Below are 20,613 nucleotides of genomic sequence, written 5' to 3' on the forward strand. Positions count from 1 at the left end.
GTGATTTTGGTGTCTCGCGTCGGCCGGTGACGGCTGCGCGGCCTTCACCGCATGTCCTTCGACATTTCTGACGTAACGTCAAACTCCTGAGCCAGCAGTGCTGTTGGAGTGCCACGCACTTGCGTGACCCGACGTCGTCCCCCATCGCGCTGTCACCTTCCGCCGCTTCCCGAGTCCGCTCGGTGAAGACGCCCGAAAGGCCTCAGGCCATGCGCACCAACAGGCTCTCTCCTGCCGCCACTTCCCTCTCCGCCGTCCGCAACCTCGGAATCCTCGCCCATGTCGACGCGGGCAAGACCACCGTGACCGAACGGATCCTCTTCGCCACCGGTGCCGTCCACAAGCGGGGCGAGGTGCACGACGGGACGACCGTCACGGACTTCGACGCGCAGGAGCGCGACCGGGGCATCACCATCTTCGCCGCGGCCGTCAGCTGCGACTGGGACGGGCACCGCGTCAACCTCATCGACACCCCGGGCCACGTCGACTTCGCCGACGAGGTCGAACGGTCCCTGCGGGTTCTCGACGGGGCGGTCGCGGTGTTCGACGCCGTCGCCGGAGTCGAGCCGCAGAGCGAATCGGTGTGGCGGCAGGCGGACCGGCACGGTGTGCCGCGGATCGCGTTCGTGAACAAGCTGGACCGGGCGGGCGCCGACCTCGACACCGCGGTCGCCTCGATCAGGGAGCGGCTCGGCGCGGTGCCCCTGGTGGTGCAGCTGCCGATCGGGCGCGAGGACGGCTTCACCGGCGTCGTCGACCTGGTACGGATGCGCACCCTGGTGTGGCACGACGACCTCTGCACCGACGGGCCGGTCGAAGCGGCGCTGCTCGACGAGGCACGGCGACGCCGGCGCCTCCTGGAGGAGACGGTCGCGGAGCTGCATCCGGACGCGCTCGAAGAGTTCTGCGCGGCATCGGCGCTGACCACGGCGACCCTCGAACGCGCCCTGCGCGAGCTGACGTTGAGCGGGGATGCCGTGGTGGTGCTGTGCGGCTCGGCCTACCGCAACCGCGGCATCGAGCCGCTCCTCGACGCGGTGGTCGCCTATCTGCCCTCGCCCGCCGACATGCCGCCGGTCCGCGGGACGGGCGGCGGCGAGGGCGAAGGGCAGCAGCGGGCGCCCGACCCGGCCGAGCCGTTCGCCGCGCTCGCGTTCAAGGTGAACGCGACGCCACGCGGCCGCCTGACCTGTCTGCGGATCTATTCGGGCACCCTGCGCAAGGGCGACCCCGTACGCGACGCGGCGAGCGGACGCATCGAGCGGGTCGGCCGGATCCTGCGGGTGCAGGCCGACCGGCACGAGGAGAGGGAGGAAGCGATGGCGGGGGACATCGTCGCGGTGGTGGGCCTCAGGGCGGCCCGGCCGGGCGCGACGCTGTGCGCACCGGACGCGCCCGTACTCCTGGAGCCGCCCTCGGTGGCCGACCCGGTGGTGTCGGTCGCGGTCGAGGCCGGGCGCGGCACCGACCCGGGGCGGCTCTCCGCGGCCCTGGCACGCCTGGCCGAGGAGGACCCCTCGCTCGTCGTGCGGACCGATCCGGAGACCGGGCAGACCGTGCTGTCGGGTCTGGGCGAGCTCCATCTGGAGGTCGCGGTGGAGAAGATCCGCCGCGACCGGTCAGTGGCGGTCAACGTCGGCCGACCGCAGGTCTCGTACCGCGAAACCGTGGTGCGCGGTGTGAGCGGCCTCGTGTACCGGCATGTCAAACAGGACGGCGGGGCCGGGCAGTTCGCGCACGTGGTCCTCGACGTCGAACCCGTGGAGGAAGGGGGATTCGCGTTCCGCTCGACGGTGGTCGGCGGCCGGGTGCCGCCGGAGTACGCCCGTGCGGTCGAAGCCGGCTGCCGGGACGCGCTGGCCGAAGGCCCGCTCGGCGGTCATCCCGTCACCGGACTGCGGGTCACGCTCACCGACGGGGCGACCCACTCCAAGGACTCCTCGGAGGTGGCGTTCCGCGCGGCGGGCCGCTTCGCGCTCCGCGAGGCGCTGCGGGCCAGTGTGATGGGGCTCCTCGAACCGGTCGCCGAGGTCACGGTGACCGTCCCCGAGGACGGCGTGGGCGGTGTCCTGGGCGACCTCGCCGCCCGGCGCGGCCAGGTGTCGGCGTCCACGGCCGCTGCCGGGTCCGTGGTGATCACGGCGACGGTTCCGCTGGCCGAGCTGTTCGGGTACGCCTCGCGGCTGCGCGGCCGGACCCGGGGCCGGGGCACCTTCAGCACCCGGCCCGCGCCGCTCGCGCCGGTACCGGCCGCGGTGGCCGACGCGCTCCTGGCGCGCTGACCGCCGCCGCCCCGTCCCGCCCCGGTCCGCCGGGGCGGGACGGGTGCGCGGCGGCGCATAGGGTGGTCGGATGCAGGAGCAGTACCGCACCGTCGCCCGAGAGGGCGTGCACGAGAGCGAGATCAACAGGTCCCGCTTCCTCTGCGCGCTCGCGCCCGCCGCCACCGAACAGGAAGCGCAGGACTTCGTCGCCCGCGTCCGCAAGGAGCACCCGACGGCCAGCCACAACTGCTTCGCTTACGTCATCGGCGCCGACGCCTCCGTACAGAAGGCGAGCGACGACGGAGAGCCCGGCGGCACCGCCGGAGTGCCCATGCTCCAGATGCTGACCCGGCGCGAGGTGCGCTATGTGGTCGCCGTCGTCACCCGTTACTACGGCGGCGTGAAGCTGGGCGCGGGCGGTCTGATCCGGGCGTACGGAGGCGTCGTCGGCGAGGCCCTGGACGAGATCGGCACCGTCGTGCGCCGGCGGTTCCGCCTCGCCACGGTCACGGTCGACCACCAGCGTGCGGGCAAGCTGGAGAACGACCTGAGGGCGACGGGGCGCGCGGTGCGCGAGGTCCGGTACGCCGAGGCCGTGACGATCGGCATCGGCCTGCCCGAGGCCGACGTCGAGGGCTTCCGCTCCTGGCTCGCCGACGCCACCGCCGGCACGGCCACCCTGGAGCTCGGCGGAGAGGCGTACGGGGACGCGTGAAGCACGCGGAAGGGGATGTTCGGGACAGGAGGGCCCAGCATCCGGCGTCCCCGGAAAGGGATTTCGAGGACAAAACGGGCGGTGGTGAGGGGGTCCCGGGACGACGGGATGTCCCCGTTGCCGCCCGGGCTGTCGTACCCCACCGTTACCCTCGGGGATCATGAGAGTTCTGCACACCTCGGACTGGCACCTGGGCCGGTCCTTCCACCGGGTCGATCTGCTCGGTGCCCAGGCCGCGTTCGTCGACCACGTGGTGGCGACGGTGCGTGACCGGGGTGTGGACGCGGTCCTCGTGGCCGGGGACGTGTACGACCGCGCGGTGCCGCCGCTCGCCGCGGTCGACCTCTTCGACCGGGCGCTGCACCGCCTCGCCGACCTCGGGGTGCCGACCGTGATGATCTCCGGCAACCACGACTCGGCGCGCAGGCTCGGTGTCGGGGCCGGTCTGATCGAGCGGGCCGGCATCCACCTGCGCACCGACCCGGCGGGCTGTGGCACCCCCGTCATGATCGGCGACGTCGCCTGTTACGGGCTTCCGTATCTGGAGCCGGCCCTGGTCCGCGACGAACTGGCCGCGCCGAAGGCCGGCCACGAGGCGGTGCTGGCCGCGGCCATGGAGCGCGTACGGGCCGACCTCGCGACCCGCCCGGAAGGGACCCGCTCCATCGTCCTGGCCCACGCCTTCGTGGCCGGCGGCGAGCCGAGCGACAGCGAACGGGACATCACCGTGGGCGGAGTGGCCGCCGTGCCCGCCGGGGTCTTCGACGGCGTGGACTACGTGGCCCTGGGCCACCTGCACGGCAGCCAGACGATCACCGAGCGGGTCCGCTACTCGGGCTCGCCGCTCGCCTACTCCTTCTCGGAGGCCACCCACCGCAAGTCCATGTGGCTGGTCGACCTCGCCGCCGACGGAGCCGTCACGGCCGAGCGGATCGACTGCCCGGTGCCCCGCCCCCTCGCCCGCATCCGCGGCCACCTGGACGAACTCCTGGAGGACCCGGCCCTGGCCCGGCACGAACAGGCCTGGGTGGAGGCCACGTTGACGGACGCGGTGCGCCCCGCCGACGCCATGGCCAGGATCGGGGCCCGCTTCCCGGGCACCCTCAGCCTCCTCTTCGACCCCGAACGGGCCGACGGCGACCCGCGGGCCTCGTACGCGCAGCGGCTCAAGGGCCGCAGCGACCAGCAGATCGCGGAGGACTTCGTGGCGCACGTACGCGGCGGCAGCGGCCCCGACGACCGTGAACGGACCGTCCTGCAAGGGGCGTTCGACGCCGTGCGGGTCGACGACGGGGTGCGCGAGGTGGCCCGGTGAGACTGCACCGCATGCGCGTCACCGCCTTCGGCCCCTTCGCGGGCAGCCAGGAGGTCGACTTCGACGCGCTGTCCACGGCCGGGCTCTTCCTGCTGCACGGCCCGACGGGCGCCGGCAAGACCTCGGTGCTCGACGCGGTCTGCTTCGCCCTGTACGGCGCGGTGCCCGGCGCCCGCCAGAGCCCCGGCACACCGCTGCGCAGCGACCACGCGGCGCCGGACGTCTTCACCGAGGTGCTCCTTGAACTGACCGTCGCCGGGCGGCGGTTGGAGGTCACCCGCCGCCCGCAGCAGGACCGGCCCAAGAAGCGCGGCAGCGGCGTCACCACCGAGAAGGCGCAGACCTGGCTGCGCGAATACGACCCGTCACAGGGCGCCTGGCAGGCGCTCAGCCGCTCGCACCAGGAGATCGGCGAGGAGCTCGGGCAGCTGCTGGGGATGAGCCGGGAGCAGTTCTGCCAGGTCGTGCTGCTGCCGCAGGGCGAGTTCGCCAAGTTCCTCAGGTCGGACGCCGAGGCGCGCGGAAAGCTGCTCGGCAGGCTCTTCGACACCCGCCGGTTCGCCGCGGTGGAGGACCGGCTCGCCGAGCTGCGCAGAACCGCGGAGCGCCAGGTCAAGGAGGGCGACGAGCGGCTGCTCGCGCTCGCCCAGCGGATGGCGCAGGCCGCGGGCGACGGCTATCAGGCCCGCGCCTGGCCGCTGCCCGACGCCCGGCCCGGCGACCCGGGCCTCGCCTCCGCCGTCCTGCAGTGGGCGGCCGTCGCGCGCAGCGCGGCAACCGAACGCCTGGACATCGCCTCGGCCGCCCTCGCCGCCGCCGAGCGCAGGCAGGACCGCGCCCGCCGCCTCGCCGAGGAGGCCGGGCAACTCGCAGCGCTCCAGGCTAGGTATGCCGAAGCCCGCGCGGAGGCCGACGAGTTGGCGGCCCGAGGGCCCGAGCAGGAGGAGCTGAGGGCTCGCCTGGAGACGGCCCGCAAGGCCGAACGGGTCGCGCCCGCTCTGGAGTGGCGGGAGCAGGCCCAGCGCGACCACCGCACCGCGACGGCCGAACGGGACCGCTCGCGCGAACGTCTGCACCCCGACCTCGCCGAGGCCGGAGCGGATCAACTCGCCGCCCTGGAACGCCGGATGCGCCAGGACCTCGGCGCGCTGGAATCCGCCCGCCGGGCCGAGCGCCGCAGCATCGAGATCGACGAGGAGCGCTCGCGTCTGGACCAGCGGTCCCGCGCCGACGAGGGCGTGCTCACCGACACCGCGGACTGGCTCGGGCGCTGGGAGCACACCCGGCTCGACCACCAGACCCGTATCGAGGCCGCCCATGAGGCGGCGACCCGCGCCGAACACCTCGCCGGACAGCTCGAACCGGCCCGCCGCCGCCTCGCCGCCGCCCGCGAACGCGACGCGTTGCAGGACCGCCTGGGCGAGGCCGAGCGCCGCCACGAGAGCGCCCGCGAAGCCGCCAACGCGGCGCACGAGCGATGGCTGACGCTGCGCGAGGAGCGGCTGCGCGGCATCGCGGCCGAGCTGGCCGCCCGCCTCCAGGAGGGCGAGCCCTGCACGGTGTGCGGCTCCGCCGAGCACCCCGCGCCCGCGCGCCCCGGCACCGGCCAGGTCGACCGCGCCACCGAGGACGCGGCGCAGCAGGCCCACCGCGACGCGGAACGCCGTCGGGCCGAGGCCGAGGCCGCCCTCTCCTCGGTGCGCGAGGAGATCGCGGGCGCCCGGGCCGAGGCGGGAGCCGCAAGTGTGGCCGAACTGGCCGATGCGGCGCGCGAGTTGGAGCGGGAGCACCGCGTGGCGCGGGACGCGGCGGGCGGGTTGCACGAGGCCCGGCTCGCGCTGGCCGCGGCGGAGCGGGAGTACGAGCAGCGCCTGGCCGCCCAGCGCACCGCGCAGCAGAACATCGCCGCCCGCACCGCGAGCCGAGAGGCCCTGGACCGCGAACAGGCCGCGCTGGAAAGCGAGTTGAGCCAGGTGCGGGCGGGCGCGGCCAGTGTCGCGGAACAGGCCGGTCTGCTCGAACACCGCGCGGCCATCCTCGCGGAGGCCGCGGAGGCGGTCCGTGCCGTCGAGGACAGCGCCGCCCGGCTCAAGGAGGCCGACGGGCGGCTCTCCGAGGCGGCGTTCCGGGCCGGCTTCGACACCCCCGCCGCGGCTTCCGCCGCCCTGGTCGACGAGCGCGGCCAGCGGGACATCCAGCACCGGCTCGACGCCTGGCAGCAGCGCAAGGCCACGGTGGGCGCCCGCCTCGCCGAGCCGGAGACGGCCGCCGCGGGCCGGGCCGCGCCGGCCCGGACCGAGGAAGCGGCGGCCGAGGCCGCCGTCGCCGATCGCGCCCTGCGGGACGCGGCGTCCGCCCTCGCGGCGGCCCGGGCCCGCTGTGCGGAACTGCGCTCCCTGAGTGCCCGGTCCGTCGAGGAGACCCGGCGGATCGGGCCGCTGCGCGAGGAGTACGAGCGCGTGGCCTCCCTCGCCGGGCTCACCGCGGGCACCTCCGCCGACAACGAGCGCAAGATGCGCCTGGAGTCCTACGTCCTCGCCGCCCGTCTGGAGCAGGTGGCGGCCGCCGCCACCGCCAGGCTCCAGCGCATGTCGGGCGGCCGCTACACCCTGGTCCACTCCGACGCCCGGGGCGGCCGGGGGCGCTCGGGCCTCGGGCTGCATGTGGTGGACGCCTGGACGGGCCGGGAGCGGGACACCGCGACCCTGTCCGGCGGGGAGACGTTCTTCGCCTCCCTCGCCCTGGCCCTCGGCCTCGCCGATGTGGTCACCGACGAGGCGGGTGGCGCACGCCTGGACACCCTGTTCATCGACGAGGGTTTCGGCAGCCTCGACGACCAGACCCTGGACGAGGTCCTCGACGTCCTGGACTCGCTGCGCGAACGCGACCGCAGCGTGGGCATCGTGAGCCACGTGGGCGATCTGCGTCGGCGCATCCCCGCCCAGCTCGAAGTGGTGAAGGACCGTACGGGGTCCGCGGTGCGGCTGCGGGGGATCGTGAGGTCCGGCTCAGTGGCCGATCGCGCGCCGGGGCAGCGGGGATGAATAGACCACGCTCGTCGTGACGGAACCCAGCGTGCCGATCCGCCCGGCGATCTCCTCCAGGTGGCTCATCGAGCGGGCGTTGACCTTGATGACGAAGCAGTCGTCGCCCGTGACGTGGTGGGCCTCCATGATCTCCGGAGTCGCCGCCACCAGATCGTGGAACGGCTTGTAGTTTCCGTTGGGATAGCGCAGCCGCACGAAGGCGAGGATGGGCCGGCCGAGGCGTTCCTGGTCGACGACGGCCGTGTAGCCCGCGATCACCCCGGCCTCCTCCAGGCGGCGCACCCGCTCGGTGACGGCGCTGGCCGACATCGAGACGGTCCGGGCCAGCTCGGCGAAGGTGGCCCGGCCCCGCTCTTGCAGGGCTTCCAATATGCGCCAGTCGGTGGCGTCCGGGGAATACGCGTTCATGCCGCCCAGACAACCGTGAAATCCCCGGCAGATCAAGGGATGCCCCGGGGTTCGGACCTTTCGCACGGGACGGGCGGCCCCTAGATTTTCAGCCATGACGACACAGCTCACCGCCCCTGCCGCCCCGGCCCCGCTCTCGGCTCCGGACAACCCGGTCCTGCGCGTCGCCCCGGCCGCGCCGGCCGACGCCGCCGCCTACTTCCGTGCCTCCCTGGCCTTCCACGCGGACGTCTCCGACGTGGCCGCCGCCCTCGCCGACGGCGGCGAACCCGGGTTCGTCGTCCTGGACTCCCGTTCCACCGGGTCCTGGGACCAGGGCCATGTGCCCGGCGCCGTCCACCTGCCGACCGCACTCATCGCGGAACAGGCCGAGCGGCTCCTGGACAAGTCCGTGCCCGTGGTCACCTACTGCTGGGGCCCCGGCTGCAACGGCGGCACCCGCGCCGCCCTCGCCCTCGCCGAACTCGGCTTCCGGGTCAAGGAGATGCTGGGCGGCTTCGAGTACTGGGTGCGCGAGGGATTCGCCTTCGAGACGTGGGAGAGAAGCGAGCGGCGCGCCGCCGACCCGCTGACCGCCCCGCTCGGCGCGGACGACTGCGGCTGCTGAACCCCTTCGCGGCGGCGCCCCGGGACGCCGGACTCCTGGCAGGCGGGGATGCCGGGACCGCCGGACTTGCGGCTGACGGTCCCAGGAACGGACGAACTCCCTTGTGGGGGCGGCTCATTGAGAAGGCCGCCCCCGCCGGGACCTCAGAGCTTGGAGAGCTCGTCGACCAGGTCGTCCAGGCCGAGCGAACCCTGCGAGAGGGCCGCCATGTGCCAGGCCTTCAGGTCGAAGGCGTCACCGTGACGGGCCCGGGCGTTCGCCCGCCCGAGGAGCCAGGCCCGCTCGCCCAGCTTGTAGCCGATCGCCTGCCCCGGCATCGACAGATAGCGGATCAGCTCGCTCTGCACGAAGTCGGCCGGCCGGCTGCTGTGGCCGCTGAAGAACTCGTGGGCCAGCTCCGGCGTCCAGCGCTCGCCCGGGTGGAACGGCGAATCCGCCGGAATCTCCAGCTCCAGGTGCATGCCGATGTCGATGATCACCCGGCAGGCGCGCATCATCTGCGCGTCCAGGTAGCCCAGTCGGCGCTCGGGGTCGGTGAGGAAGCCGAGCTCGTCCATCAGGCGTTCCGCGTACAGGGCCCAGCCCTCGGCGTTGGCGCTGACCTGGCCGACGGTCGCCTGGTAGCGCGAGAGCTGGTCGGCGATGTGCACCCACTGCGCGATCTGGAGGTGGTGGCCCGGCACGCCCTCGTGGTACCAGGTCGACACCAGGTCGTACACCGGGAAGCGCGTCTCGCCCATGGTGGGCAGCCAGGTGCGGCCGGGGCGCGAGAAGTCCTCGGAGGGGCCCGTGTAGTACGGGGCCGCGGCGCCGCCGGGCGGCGCGATGCGGGACTCCACCTTCCGCACCCGCTCGGCGAGTTCGAAGTGGCTCCCGTCGAGCGCCTCGATGGCCTCGTCCATCAGGGACTGCAACCAGTCGCGGACCTCGTCGACCCCCTCGATGTGCGCGCCGTGCTCGTCGAGGTGGGCCAGCACCTCCCAGGGCCCCGCGTCGGGCAGGATCTTGGCGGCCTCGGTCTTCATCTCGCCGAGCAGCCGGTGGTACTCGGACCAGCCGTAGGTGTACGCCTCGTCGAGATCGAGCGCGGTGCCGTTGTAGTACTGCGACCAGCGCTGGTAGCGCTCGCGGCCCACCGTGTCGGAGGCACCCTCGATGCCGGGCGTGTACACGTCGCGCAGCCAGTCCCGCAGGGCGGTCAGGGCGGCGGACGCCTCGGCGGCGGCCGAGTCGAGTTCGGCGCGCAGGGATTCGGGGCCGGGGGCGGCGAGGCCTTCGAAGAAGCCGGTGTCGACCCACTCGCCGAGCTGGCCGACCACGGTCTCGGTGGCTCGCGGGCCACCGGACAGCTTGCGTTCCAGGCCGAGTTCGAGCGAGGCTCGGTAGCCCTCCAGGGCGGCGGGCACCGCGCGCAGCCGGGAGGCCAGCGCGCGCCAGTCCTCCTCGGTCTCGGTCGGCGTGATCGTGAACGCCATCCGGACGTCGTGCACCGGCGAGTTGAGGTTGCTGACCTTGCGCAGCCCCTCGTCGGCCTCGTGCACGCCGAGTTCGGAGGTCAGGCGCTCCCGCAGCAGCCTGCCGCAGCGCCGCTCGGCGTCGCTGTCCGCGCCGGGCAGGCGCTCGGCCTCGTCGAGGCGGGCGAGCGTGGCGCGCGCCAGGTCGGCCAGGGCCGACAGTCCTGCGGGGGAGAAGTCGGGCAGCAGGGCGTGGCTCGCCCTGACGCCCAGATAGCTCCCGGTGATCGGGTCGAGTTCGATGAGTGCGTCGACGTAGGCGTCGGCGACCTGGCGGGGCAGCGCGCTGCTGAAAGTGTCTGGCATGCGGACATCCTCTCTGAGCGCGGGCTCCGCGTCACCACCCATCTTGCCGGGACACCTGGCAGGGGTGCCCGGAGCACCCGCGCGGTGCCTATCCGCGCCGAGTGGTGGAGCTCACTCGGGGGCTCTTGGCGAGGCGGGCCGTGACCACCAGGGTGCCCTCCTCGATCTGGTAGTCGAGGGGCAGCCCGAGGCCGCGCATGGCCGCGACCATGCCGGTGTTGGAGGACTGGGTGACGGCGTACACGCTGTCGCAGCGGGCCTCCACGGCCAACTCGACCAACCGGCGCAGCAGTTCGGAGCCGATGCCGCGACGCTGCCAGGAGTCCTCGACGAGCAGCGCGACCTCGGTCTCGTCGCCGTCCCAGAGCAGATGGCCGAGCGCGACCAGGCGCCCCGACGCGGTCTGCACCGCGAGGGTGCGGCCGTATCGCGGGCTGAGCAGGTGCCCGAGGTAGCGGTCCGCGTCGGCCACGGGCCCGTGGTAGCGCAGGCCGAGGGTGCGGTCGGAGCAGCGCTCGTGCAGCGCCTTGGCCGCTTCGAGGTCGCTCGGGGCGGCGCGTCGCACGGTGATCTCGTTGCCCTCGGGCAGCGTCAGGACGTCCTCGCCGCGCGGCACGCGGGGGCCGAGCCGGGCGTCCAGCTCGACCAGGGCGCGCGCCCTGGCGAACTCGGTCGGGGTGAAGGGCAGATGGGGCCGCTCGATGGTGATCGCCCCGCCGCTGGGATCACGCAGCCGCATGACGGTGGCTTCGAGTACGCCCTCGACCGGGGCGGTCTCGCCGGTGGCGCGGCCCGTCAGGGAGACGGCGGGCAACGAGTGGATGGTGCAGCGCCCGAGCAACTGGCGCAGCGCGAGCGGGAGTTCGGCCGCGTCCAGAGCGGTCCGGGTCGCGAGGCCGAGCACCCGGGTCGGCGCGTCGACCAGGTCGTGGGCGTCGGCCCGTTCGGTCCAGGTGTCGGCGCCGCCGGCCGCCGCGACGGCCCGGGACAAGTCGGCGGCCGACAGTTCGGCCGGGGTACGCAGCAGGAACTCGTCCACGGTGCCGTCGGCGAGCGGGTGGGTCTGGAGCGTGAGGATGTCCACACGGTGCTCGGCGAGGACGGTGCACAGCGCGGCGAGGCTGCCGGGCGCGTCCCGTACGGTCGTCCGCATCCGCCACAGCGCCGTCTCGCGGGGCGTGCTGCCGCCCTCGTCGTCGGTCGCCGTGGCGTCGGTATCGCTCGTACCGCCGGTGTCCGGGAACGGGGGAGAGTGGCTGTTGCGGCGGGCCCACCAGATGTGGAAGACCGCCGTGGCGATGAGTGCCACGGCCGAAGCGACCAGCAGGAACGGCCCGTCGGGACCGTGTGCGACCACATTCGAGAGTCCGTCGGCGACGGCCACCGCCGTGAAGAGCGCGGCCAGTTCGACGAGGTCCCGCCGCCAGTGGTGACGGCGGCGGGCGGTCTTGTGGGAGATCTGTCCTTGGATATCCGTCATGGCATCACTGTGACGCAGCGGTGTTGCGTGATCACGAACGTTTTGTGACTGACGGGTTAAGTGTGCTTCTGATGCTCTTTTGGCGGTTTTCCACGGGTCGTGGTCTGGAGCGATCGCCTCCGCCGTCCGGCCTGCCCACCCGTGCTGCCGACCCGTGCCGTTGGCCTCACTGTCCGACGAGGCCGGCCCGCAGCACCTGGGTGAAGAGTACCGAACCTCCCTGTGCCCGCAGCCGCACGGTGAGGTCGCCCGACGCACCGTCGATCTCGATCTCGCCGAAGTTCGGCGGTGCCTCCAGGGGAGAGGCGTTGGCCGCGGCCGGCGCATGGGTGAAGACCGGGCGCGGGCCGAACGTACCGTCCAGTTTGTTCGCGGGGAAGCCGCCCGCGGCGAGCGGCCCCGACACGAACTCCCAGAACGGCGCGAAGTCCTGGAACGCCGCCCGCTCGGGTTCGTAGTGCGTGGCGGCGGTGTAGTGCACGTCGGCGGTCAGCCACAGCGTGCCGGTGATCCGGCGGTGCTTGATGAACCGCAGCAGCTCCGCGAGCTGGAGTTCGCGCCCGAGCGGGGCTCCCGGGTCGCCCTGGGACACCGCCTCGAAATCGGTGGCCCCGTCCACGACGACGATCCCGAGCGGCATGTCCGCGGCGATGACCTTCCACACCGCACGCGAACGCGCCAACTCCCGCTTCAGCCACTGGAGTTGCTCGGCCCCGAGGATCCCGACCCGGTCGTCGGGCTGCCGGTCGGGGGAGTTGGCGTTGCGGTAGGTGCGCATGTCGAGCACGAACACGTCCAGGAGCGGACCGTGCCGCAGCACCCGCTGCACCCGGCCCGCGCGGTCGCCGGTGCCGAGCGTCGAGATCGGGAAGTACTCGCTGAACGCCCGCCGGGAACGGGCCGCGAGGACATCGATGCTCTTCTCGGTGTAGCGGGCGTCGTCGAGGATCTGCCCGGGGTACCAGTTGTTGCGCACCTCATGGTCGTCCCACTGCACGATGGACGGCACCTGGGCATTGAACGCGCGGACGTTGTCGTCGAGCAGGTTGTAGCGGAAGTTCCCGCGGTACTCGGCGAGGGTCTCGGCGACCTTCGACTTCTCCTCGGTGGTCACATTGCGCCAGACCCGCCCGTCCGGCAGCGTGACGCTCGGCAGGATCACGCCGTCCGCGTAGATGTTGTCGCCGCTGCTCAGGAAGAAGTCGGGGTCCAGGCGCCGCATCTCGTCGTAGACGCGGTAGCCGCCGAGGTCCGGGTTGATGCCCCAGCCCTGCCCCGCGATGTCCCCCGACCACAGGAAGCGCACGTCGTCGTGCCGGTGGTCGGGCGCGGTGCGGAAGGTGCCGGTGACCGGTCGGCTCGTACGGTCCGGGTCGTCGGGGTCGGACAGGGTGACCCGGTAGTGGATCTGCTCGCCGGCCGGCAGGCCGCGCAGCGCGGTGGTGCCGGTGAAGTCCGTCCCCGGGCCGAGCAACGGGCCCCGCCATCTGCGGGCGCGGCGGAAGGATTCGGTCGCGGACGTCTCCACCAGCATCCGGGCCGGACGGTCCGAGCGCGTCCAGATGAGCCCGGAGGAGGCGGTGATGTCGCCGGCCTGGACGCCCCAGGAGGCGCTCGGGCGCCCCGAGCGGGCGAACGCGGGGGCCGCGGCGAGCCCGGTCGGCAGGGCGAGGCCCGCCGACGCGGCGAGGGAACCCTTCAGTACGGAACGGCGGTTGGGCATCGGTGTCGCCTCCTGGGGAGGTGGTCGCTGGCTGCCCAGCCATGCCTAGTGGGCGCCTGCGGCGCGCGTGCGAACACCGGGTGAACAACCGGCCCGCGCCCCCGTGGGCCGGACCGGTGAGGCGGTGCGGGGGATCGGATCAGGCGAGCTGGATCGTCGGACGCGCCGGAAGGGCGCCCACCGGGCGGCTTCCGTCCAGGATGACGCGGGTGACCAGGGCGGGGTCGTCGTTCATCGGCACATGACCGCAGCCCGGCAGCCGTACCAGCCGGGCGCCGGGGACGGTGAGCTTGGCGCGTACGCCCTGGCGGCGCAGCAGCAGCCGGTCCTTGCTGCCCCAGGCGACGGTCACGGGAACGCCGGGCACGTCGTCCGTGAAGCGGGCCCCCTGCCCGGCGAGCAGGGTCTGCTCGAAGCCCGGGGCGTTGCGCAGCGCCAGCGTCTCGGCCACCACGGCCTCGGGGGAGCGCCGGGCGGGCCGGGCGTAGATCATGCTGGTCAGCGCGGTGCGCCCGGCGGCCGTGCGCGACATCCGCTCGATGACCGGGAGCGGCAGAGCCTTCGCCGCGTGCCGCATGGTGCGCAGGACGGTGAACGCGTACTGCCGCTCGGACGGCGTCCAGAAACCCGCGGGTGAGAGCGCCGTCACGGACCGTACGAGCTTCTCGCGGCCCAGTTCCAGGGCGAGCAGCCCGCCGAGCGAGTTGCCCGCGACGTGCGGCCGGTCGATGCCGAGGGCCGCGCACAGCGCACCAAGGACCGGCACCACGGTGGCCAGGCCGTAGGAGACGCCGTCGGGCAGTGCGGGCGAGGCGCCGAAGCCGGGCAGATCGATCGCGATCACCTCGCGGTCGGCGGCGAGGAGATCGACGACCGGGTCCCAGGCCTGGTGGTGGTGGCCGATGCCGTGGAGCAGGAGGAGCGGCTCGCCGCTGCCCTCGCGCCGGTAGGTGACCGAGGTGGAGCGGCTCCCCAGGGGGGTGTCGATCGTGAACGAGACCTCTGCGCTCATGGGGCTGCTCCCTGTCCCGCGGTCCGCGGTTGGACATCCTGTCAGCAACAACTACCGCTCGGTAGCTTGGAGTTCAAGAGACATACCGGACAGGGGGTGGCCGGGCGGCTCTCGCCGTTCGCGGCCCGAGCCCCGGCCGTTCCCGAAGCGGGCCCTTTGTCGCAGGCCCTTCACGACGGCACGAACGTCGTGTGAACGCTCTGCGGCAACCCTCGTGTGCGCTCCGTAACGGAACGAGGATTGGTCTTGACCAAGGGGGTGGGCCGCCCTATGGTCGCAGAGTTAGTGCAGGAACCTTTAATAAACAAGGGCACGGAAAGCCGCCGCGGACACGGCGATTGCGGAGGATCAGGGTGGGGACCACGCAGCTGGAATCGGTGCCGGAACCGAAGTACTGGCACCTCAAGACGGTACTCAGCGAGGCACTCGACTCGGACTTCGCGGTGGGCGAGATCCTGCCCAACGAGCGTGACCTCGCGGCCCGGTTCGGTGTCGCACGCGCCACGCTCCGCCAGGCCCTTGAGCAACTCGAACTCGAAGGCAGGCTCCAGCGCCGCCGCGGCGTCGGCACCACCGTCGCCCCGCCGCGCACCGCCGTCTCGGTCGCCACCGCCCGGCACGACTGGCCCGGTGCGCCCGGCGACGACTGGCAGACCGCCGACGCGACGACCGCCGTACCGCCCGCCGCGGTGCGCGGCCTGTTCGGCGCGGCGGGGGGCGAGGAGATGCACATCGTCCGCCGCACCCGCGTGGCACACGGCCAGGCCGTCGCCGCCGAGCTGCTCTACGTTCCGGCCGGCTCGGTGCCCGAGCTGTCCGCGATCGACGTGCCCCCGAGCCCGGCCCGCGGCCGTGCCGTGCTGCGCGAACTCCAGCGTCTGGACCTCGAAGGCCAGGACCGCGCCGTCGAACTGGGCTCGGCCCGCGCCGACGACGCCAAGGAACTCGACCGGCTCCCCGGTGCCCCCGTCCTCGTCGTGACCACCCGCTACTTCGCCGAGGGCCGCACCATGGCGGTCTCCGTCGCGACCTACCGCGCCGACACCTGCCGCCTCACCTTCGGGGACTCGGGCGATGTGGAGATCAGCCACCCGGGCCAGCAGCGCCGCGCCTCCTGACCCGCGGTCCACCGCCGGAAACCGTACGGCCCGCAGCTCCCGGAGAGCGGCGGGCCGAAGCGCCGTGACGGCACCTGGGACGTCGTGGGCTCGTACGGGGTGGCTCAGCGCCGGGCCGTCACGGTTCCCTCGACGGCGAACAGCTCTTCCTCGACGTGGTCCAGGGCGAGCCGCAGCGCGCCCGTCGCCACGACCGCCTCGCCCAGCATGGATTGCACCACGCGGGGCGGCCGCAGACAGTAACGCGCCAACTCCCTGCGCAGCGGCTCCAGTACGCCGTCGATCCCGGCCGCCCAACCGCCCACGACGACCAGCTCCGGGTCGAGGGCGAGCACGAGGGCGGCCACATCGTGCACCAGCCGCTGAAGGAATCGCTCCACCGCCGCCTGCGCCCGCTGGTCGCCCTGCCGGGCCAGCGCGAACACATCGGCGACGGCCTGCTCGTCCAGCGGGTGCAAGGGCTCGCCCGTCGTGGAGAGCAGCTTCTCCGGGGTGACATCGCGGCCGAGCAGATGCAGCGCGCCGATCTCACCCGCCGCCCCGCCGAAGCCGCGGTGCAGCCGGCCACCGATCAGCGAGCCCGCGCCCGGGCTCAACCCGGCCATCACGAAGACGATGTCGTCGGAATCGGCGGCCGCGCCCTTCCAGTGCTCGGCCACGGCCGCGGCGTTGGCGTCGTTCTCGACCAGGACCGGACAGCGGAAGGAACGTCGCAGCCGCTCGCCGAGCGGAAGCCCCGTCCAGTCGGGCAGCGCGGTGCCGAGCCGCACGGTGCCGTCGGCCTCGACGATCCCGGGGCTGCCGACGCCGACCGCGCGCAGCGAACTGCGCGCCACTCCGGCCCGGCGCAGCACATCGGCGACGGTCATCCGGACCCGTTCAAGCCGCTCGTCGGCCGAAGCGGTCTCGGGGACCTCGCGCGAACCCGCCCCGAAGATCCGGCCGTCCAGGCCGGAGAGCAGCGCCGCCACCCGGTGCGGGCCGATCTCTATGCCGAGCAGATGCCCGGCCTCGGCGCGGAACCGGAAGCGCCGCGCGGGCCGGCCCTGACGCCGGGCCTCGCCCTCCTCGGGCGCGGACTCGACGACGAGCCCCGCCTCCATCAGGCCGTCGACGACGCCCTCGACCGTGGGTCGGGACAGACCGGTGATACGGGTCAAATCGGTCAGCGTGGGAGATTCCGCGCCCCTCAGGGCGTGCAGCACCACCGCGGAATTGATCCTCCGCAGCAGAGAGGGGTCCCCGCCGGTCAGCCGCCCCAACGTGTGTCCTCCCAGCTCGTGCGCGTGTCTGCCGGATCGTACTCGCTGGTCAGGTGTACGGCGAGCGGCGGCCGGTAACGGAGGCGCATCAGCTCGGGGCCACGAATCCGGACTCGTACGCGGCGATGACCGCCTGGGTGCGATCCCGGGCGCCCAACTTCTGGAGCACCGCGCTGACATGGGTCTTCACCGTCTCCGTACCGACGATCAACCGGGCGGCGATCTCCGCGTTGGAGAGCCCGCGGGCCATCAAGCGGAGGACCGCGGCCTCCCGCTCGGTGAGCGCCGCCTCCGCCAGGGCGGTCCGCGGGGAACCCTTGCCGTACTCGGAGGCGAGCGCGCGCACCGCGGCCGGGAACAAGAGCGAGTCGCCCTCCGCGACCAGTCGCACCGCGTGGACGATCTCGGCCGGCCGGGCGCGCTTGAGCAGAAACCCGTCGGCCCCGGCCCGCAGCGCCTCGTACACGTACTCGTCGTTCTCGAAGGTCGTCACGACCAGGATCTTCGGCGGGTCGTCGACCGTGCGCAGCACCGCTCGTGTCGCCTCTATGCCGTCCAGGAGCGGCATCCGTACATCCATCGCGACCACATCCGGGCGCAGTTGCCGCACCAGGGGGATCACCGCCGCGCCATCGGCCGCTTCCCCCACCACCTCGATGTCGGGCTGGGCCTCAAGCACGGCCCGCAGACCCGCGCGGACCAGCGGCTCGTCGTCGACCAGAAGTACGGTTACCGGCATTTGGCCAGCGTAGTGGCTGCCCCGGAAGCGGCCGGACGGCCTGTGGACAACCCGGCGGCCGGTCCCGGGTCGGATCAGGTGGCCGGTCCCGGGTCAGATCAGGGTGTCCAGGGGCAGCCGCACCCGCACCCGCCACTCGCCCTCGTACGCCCCCGTCTCCGCCTCCCCTCCGAGCAGCGCGGCCCGCTCCCGCATCCCCCGTAGCCCGCTGCCGCCCTTTCCGCCGGGCGCCGCCCCGGTCAGCGGATTGGTCACGTCCATCTCAAGTCGGCTGCCGAGCACGGCCATGCGGATCCGCACGGGCACCGGACCCGAGTGCCGCAGAACATTGGTGAGCGCCTCCTGGAGGATGCGGTACCCCTCCCGCGACACCGGTCCGGGGACCAGTTCGAGCGGGCCGGTGAACTCCGCCTCCACCTCGGCACCCGAGCCACGGGCCGACTCGATGAGCCGATCGGCCTCCAGGAGCGTGGGGCGCTGGCTGGCCGGAAGCCCTGTCTCACGCAGCACGAGCAGGACCCGCTCCAGATCCTCCAGGGCGGCCCGGCCCGTCTCCTCGATCGCGGCGAGGGCACGGTCGGTGAACGCCGGGTCCCCGGCCGCACGGGCCGCACCCGCCTGCACCACCGCGACGGTCAGCGCGTGGCCGATGGAGTCGTGGATCTCGCGGGCGATGCGGTTGCGCTCCAGCAGCAGCTCGGTCCGCTCCTCCAGCGCGGTGAGCCGTTCGGAGGCCGAGGGCCCGAGCAGCGTGCGCGCGACGAAGGTGATGAGGCGTCCGGCCGGCACCAGACACAGAAGCATCACCGCGACTGGCACCAGGGCGAACGGTATGAGCCAGGCGTGGGCCGGCAGCCAGGGCGCCATCCATCCGTAGATGACCGGAGGGCCGCCCAAGCCACGCGCGACGAGGTCCACGGACATCGCCGGAAGCCAGACGGTTCCCACCATGGTGACGGCGGACAGGGCCAGCCGTGCCTCCAGCCAGAGCACGGTCCGCCAGCGGTCACGCCAGGTGGCCGACGGCGCGACCGCGATCGACGCGTCAGGCCTGCCGCGCTCGCGAGGGGTGAGCAGGAGCTGCGCCTGAATGCCCTCTTCGAGCCGCACCGCGGGTATCAGCCCGAGCGGCACGACGAGCAGCCCGACGACCCACGCGTGATCCATGTCGATGAAGAGCCAAATGGCCACGAACGCAGTGGGAATGAGTAGGTGGAGCCATCGTGTGTAGGTGACCGGGCGGGCCAGCAGGCGGAGGAAGCGGTGCATTCGGCCATCGTCCCAGCGCGATCCACGTCGTGGCTCCCCCGCACGGGGGAGACGTTCCCCTCCGTCGGGGGAGGTGCCCGACCTGCGTGGACGGCCACGCTTGGGGCATGACACGGATCGACGTCCAAGACCTCCGCAAGGAGTACGGCTCCACCCGAGCGGTGGACCGGCTCACGTTCGCGGTCGAGCCCGGCCGGGTGACCGGCTTCCTCGGCCCCAACGGCGCGGGAAAGTCCACCACGCTGCGCATTCTGCTCGGCCTCGACCGGCCGACGTCCGGCACCGCGCTGATCGGCGGCCGCCGGTACGCGGACCTGGCGGAGCCGCTGCGGGAAGTGGGGGCGCTCCTCGACGCTCAGGCCGCGCACGGCTCGCGTACGGCCCGCGCCCATCTGCGCGCCCTCGCGGCGAGCAATCGCATACCGGTGCGGCGCGTGGACGAGGTGCTGGAACAAGCGGGGCTCGCGGCGGTCGCTGGGCGCCGTATCAGGACGTTCTCCCTCGGCATGCGCCAGCGGCTCGGCATGGCGGCCGCCCTGCTCGGTGATCCGGCCGTCGTCGTCCTGGACGAGCCGTCCAACGGCCTTGACCCCGAAGGGATCGTCTGGACAAGGGAGTTGATGCGCTCACTGGCCCGCGAGGGCAGAACGGTGCTCGTCTCCAGCCACCTCATGCATGAGACCGCGTCCTTCGCCGACCACTTGGTCGTCCTCGGCCGCGGCCGGCTCCTCGCCGACACCGCGATGCGTGACTTCATCGACTCCCGGATCAAGCCCAGGGTCCGGCTGCGCACCACGGAGGGCGGCCGTCTTCGGAGCCTTCTGCTCGGCAAGGGCTTGGACCCCGTCCAGCGGGAGGACGGGTGCTGGACGGTGGAGGGCGCGCGCGTAGAGGACATCGGCGCGATCGCCGCCCGAGAAGGCATCCCGGTCCTCGAACTCGCCCAGGAGGAGGCCACATTGGAGCAGGCCTACCTCGACCTGACCACAGACGAGGCGGAGTACGCCTCCGCCGCCCCGACCTCGAACCAGGAGGCCTGAACCGTGTCCTACCCCGCAGCCCTGCACGCCGAGTGGATCAAAATACGCTCGCTGCGCTCCCTGGTCGGCGCCCTGCTGGCAGTGCCCTTGGCGACGGCGGGCCTGTCCCTCCTGATCTGCGGCACCCTCGGCCGCCCGACGCCCGGCAGTACGGACTTCGACCCGGTGCTCTTCTCCTACTACGGCCTGAACTTCGGGCAGTTGGCCGCGATCGTCTTCGGAGTCATCGCGATGGGAGGGGAGTACAAGAACGCGGGCATCCGGATATCCCTGGCGGCCGTGCCCAACAGGACACTGTTCTACGCGGCCAAGCTCGCGACGCTCGGCGGCTGCGTCTTCGCGGTCGGTCTTGTGGCGAGCCTGATCAGTTTCCTCGGGGGCCAAGCCCTGATGGACCAGGGCTTCGGCGTAGGCATCTCCGATCCGGGAGCGCTGCGCGCGGTGGTCGGGTGCGGTTGCTACCTGGCTCTGATCAGCCTGCTGGCCGCGGGAGTCGCCGCCGTGCTGCGCAGCGTCACCGGCGCCCTCAGCGTGCTCGTGCCGCTGTTCCTGATACTGCCGTTCGTGGTGGGAGACATGTCGCAGGGCGGTGGCGCGGCCGACTTCCTGCCCGATCGGGCAGGACAGCAGATCCTGCTCCAGCACCCCGCGGGGGCGCTCGGGCCGTGGAGCGGGACGGCGGTTCTCGTGGCGTGGACGGCGCTCGCGGTGGGCGCCGGCTGGTGGGCACTGTGGCGGCGCGACGCCTGACCGAATGGCATCGCAGTGGAGGCTGACGGCACGCCAATTGTCAG

At 73.0% G+C, this 20,613-nt stretch carries 16 protein-coding genes; 8 read left to right on the forward strand and 8 right to left on the reverse strand.

The features are described from left to right. Window positions 1–209 precede the first annotated feature (209 nt). The 4 genes from fusA to CG740_RS00380 all read left to right on the forward strand — a co-directional run bounded on the left by fusA (window position 210) and on the right by CG740_RS00380 (window position 7,338). Entirely contained in the window at window positions 210–2,282 is a 2,073-nt protein-coding gene (gene fusA, locus CG740_RS00365) for an elongation factor G (protein WP_100572827.1), read from the forward strand. Between the two features lie 70 nt (window positions 2,283–2,352). Then, on the forward strand, window positions 2,353–2,979 hold the full coding sequence (locus CG740_RS00370) for a YigZ family protein (protein ID WP_100572828.1): 627 nt from the start codon (window positions 2,353–2,355) through the stop codon (window positions 2,977–2,979). Window positions 2,980–3,139: 160 nt separating this feature from the next. Then, window positions 3,140–4,294, forward strand: coding sequence for an exonuclease SbcCD subunit D (locus tag CG740_RS00375; RefSeq protein ID WP_100572829.1), 1,155 nt, complete (start codon window positions 3,140–3,142; stop codon window positions 4,292–4,294). Beyond that, window positions 4,291–7,338 (forward strand): AAA family ATPase, encoded by a 3,048-nt coding sequence (locus tag CG740_RS00380; RefSeq protein WP_100572830.1) that lies wholly within the window; start codon window positions 4,291–4,293, stop codon window positions 7,336–7,338. The genes CG740_RS00375 and CG740_RS00380 overlap by 4 nt, the downstream gene beginning before the upstream one ends. Here the strand turns inward: CG740_RS00380 and CG740_RS00385 are convergent. Continuing rightward, entirely contained in the window at window positions 7,303–7,749 is a 447-nt protein-coding gene (locus CG740_RS00385; protein WP_100572831.1) for an Lrp/AsnC family transcriptional regulator, read from the reverse strand. The genes CG740_RS00380 and CG740_RS00385 overlap by 36 nt on opposite strands. A 94-nt stretch (window positions 7,750–7,843) precedes the next feature. On the opposite strand from CG740_RS00385, the gene CG740_RS00390 reads away from it, so the two are divergent. Next, the gene (locus tag CG740_RS00390; RefSeq protein WP_100572832.1) at window positions 7,844–8,356 is read left to right on the forward strand and encodes a rhodanese-like domain-containing protein; all 513 of its coding nucleotides are present in this window, start codon (window positions 7,844–7,846) and stop codon (window positions 8,354–8,356) included. Window positions 8,357–8,499: 143 nt separating this feature from the next. Here the strand turns inward: CG740_RS00390 and CG740_RS00395 are convergent, their stop codons facing one another. The 4 genes from CG740_RS00395 to CG740_RS00410 form a co-directional block, all read right to left on the reverse strand. Beyond that, window positions 8,500–10,176: a DUF885 domain-containing protein gene (locus CG740_RS00395; RefSeq protein ID WP_100572833.1), complete on the reverse strand. Its 1,677-nt coding sequence runs from the start codon at window positions 10,174–10,176 to the stop codon at window positions 8,500–8,502. Window positions 10,177–10,264: 88 nt separating this feature from the next. Beyond that, the gene (locus CG740_RS00400; RefSeq protein ID WP_100572834.1) at window positions 10,265–11,656 is read right to left on the reverse strand and encodes a GNAT family N-acetyltransferase; all 1,392 of its coding nucleotides are present in this window, start codon (window positions 11,654–11,656) and stop codon (window positions 10,265–10,267) included. A gap of 166 nt (window positions 11,657–11,822) precedes the next feature. Next, window positions 11,823–13,379: an alkaline phosphatase D family protein gene (locus tag CG740_RS00405; RefSeq protein ID WP_100572835.1), complete on the reverse strand. Its 1,557-nt coding sequence runs from the start codon at window positions 13,377–13,379 to the stop codon at window positions 11,823–11,825. A 139-nt stretch (window positions 13,380–13,518) separates the two neighbouring features. Beyond that, complete coding sequence (locus CG740_RS00410; protein ID WP_100572836.1) at window positions 13,519–14,391, reverse strand: alpha/beta fold hydrolase; 873 nt, start codon at window positions 14,389–14,391, stop codon at window positions 13,519–13,521. A 353-nt stretch (window positions 14,392–14,744) separates the two neighbouring features. Between CG740_RS00410 and CG740_RS00415 the strand changes: the two genes are divergently transcribed. Beyond that, window positions 14,745–15,509 carry a GntR family transcriptional regulator gene (locus CG740_RS00415; RefSeq protein ID WP_100572837.1) on the forward strand — a complete coding sequence of 255 codons (765 nt, stop codon included), beginning with the start codon at window positions 14,745–14,747 and terminating at the stop codon, window positions 15,507–15,509. A gap of 104 nt (window positions 15,510–15,613) precedes the next feature. Here the strand turns inward: CG740_RS00415 and CG740_RS00420 are convergent, their stop codons facing one another. From CG740_RS00420 to CG740_RS00430, 3 genes are all read right to left on the reverse strand, one after another. After that, entirely contained in the window at window positions 15,614–16,771 is a 1,158-nt protein-coding gene (locus CG740_RS00420) for an ROK family transcriptional regulator (RefSeq protein ID WP_100572838.1), read from the reverse strand. 88 nt (window positions 16,772–16,859) lie between these two features. Further along, window positions 16,860–17,510, reverse strand: coding sequence for a response regulator (locus CG740_RS00425; protein ID WP_100572839.1), 651 nt, complete (start codon window positions 17,508–17,510; stop codon window positions 16,860–16,862). A 93-nt stretch (window positions 17,511–17,603) separates the two neighbouring features. Beyond that, on the reverse strand, window positions 17,604–18,779 hold the full coding sequence (locus CG740_RS00430; RefSeq protein WP_100572840.1) for a sensor histidine kinase: 1,176 nt from the start codon (window positions 18,777–18,779) through the stop codon (window positions 17,604–17,606). A 107-nt stretch (window positions 18,780–18,886) separates the two neighbouring features. Here CG740_RS00430 and CG740_RS00435 point away from each other — a divergent pair, with 107 nt between their 5' ends. Both CG740_RS00435 and CG740_RS00440 read left to right on the forward strand, forming a co-directional pair. Continuing rightward, complete coding sequence (locus CG740_RS00435) at window positions 18,887–19,819, forward strand: ABC transporter ATP-binding protein (RefSeq protein WP_100572841.1); 933 nt, start codon at window positions 18,887–18,889, stop codon at window positions 19,817–19,819. A 3-nt stretch (window positions 19,820–19,822) separates the two neighbouring features. Further along, window positions 19,823–20,569, forward strand: a complete 747-nt coding sequence (locus tag CG740_RS00440) for an ABC transporter permease (RefSeq protein ID WP_100572842.1) — start codon at window positions 19,823–19,825, stop codon at window positions 20,567–20,569. The last annotated feature ends 44 nt before the right edge of the window (window positions 20,570–20,613 follow it).

The organism is Streptomyces sp. CB01201 (assembly GCF_002803085.1).
Taxonomy (GTDB): domain Bacteria; phylum Actinomycetota; class Actinomycetes; order Streptomycetales; family Streptomycetaceae; genus Streptomyces; species Streptomyces hundungensis.

Coding starts and splice junctions, on each gene's coding strand:
- CG740_RS00410 (WP_100572836.1), bottom strand. CDS start 14,391: ATGAGCGCAGAGGTCTCGTTCACGATCGACACCCCCCTGGGGAGCCGC.
- fusA (WP_100572827.1), top strand. CDS start 210: ATGCGCACCAACAGGCTCTCTCCTGCCGCCACTTCCCTCTCCGCCGTC.
- CG740_RS00385 (WP_100572831.1), bottom strand. CDS start 7,749: ATGAACGCGTATTCCCCGGACGCCACCGACTGGCGCATATTGGAAGCC.
- CG740_RS00395 (WP_100572833.1), bottom strand. CDS start 10,176: ATGCCAGACACTTTCAGCAGCGCGCTGCCCCGCCAGGTCGCCGACGCC.
- CG740_RS00390 (WP_100572832.1), top strand. CDS start 7,844: ATGACGACACAGCTCACCGCCCCTGCCGCCCCGGCCCCGCTCTCGGCT.
- CG740_RS00435 (WP_100572841.1), top strand. CDS start 18,887: ATGACACGGATCGACGTCCAAGACCTCCGCAAGGAGTACGGCTCCACC.
- CG740_RS00425 (WP_100572839.1), bottom strand. CDS start 17,510: ATGCCGGTAACCGTACTTCTGGTCGACGACGAGCCGCTGGTCCGCGCG.
- CG740_RS00370 (WP_100572828.1), top strand. CDS start 2,353: ATGCAGGAGCAGTACCGCACCGTCGCCCGAGAGGGCGTGCACGAGAGC.
- CG740_RS00375 (WP_100572829.1), top strand. CDS start 3,140: ATGAGAGTTCTGCACACCTCGGACTGGCACCTGGGCCGGTCCTTCCAC.
- CG740_RS00405 (WP_100572835.1), bottom strand. CDS start 13,379: ATGCCCAACCGCCGTTCCGTACTGAAGGGTTCCCTCGCCGCGTCGGCG.
- CG740_RS00430 (WP_100572840.1), bottom strand. CDS start 18,779: ATGCACCGCTTCCTCCGCCTGCTGGCCCGCCCGGTCACCTACACACGA.
- CG740_RS00400 (WP_100572834.1), bottom strand. CDS start 11,656: ATGACGGATATCCAAGGACAGATCTCCCACAAGACCGCCCGCCGCCGT.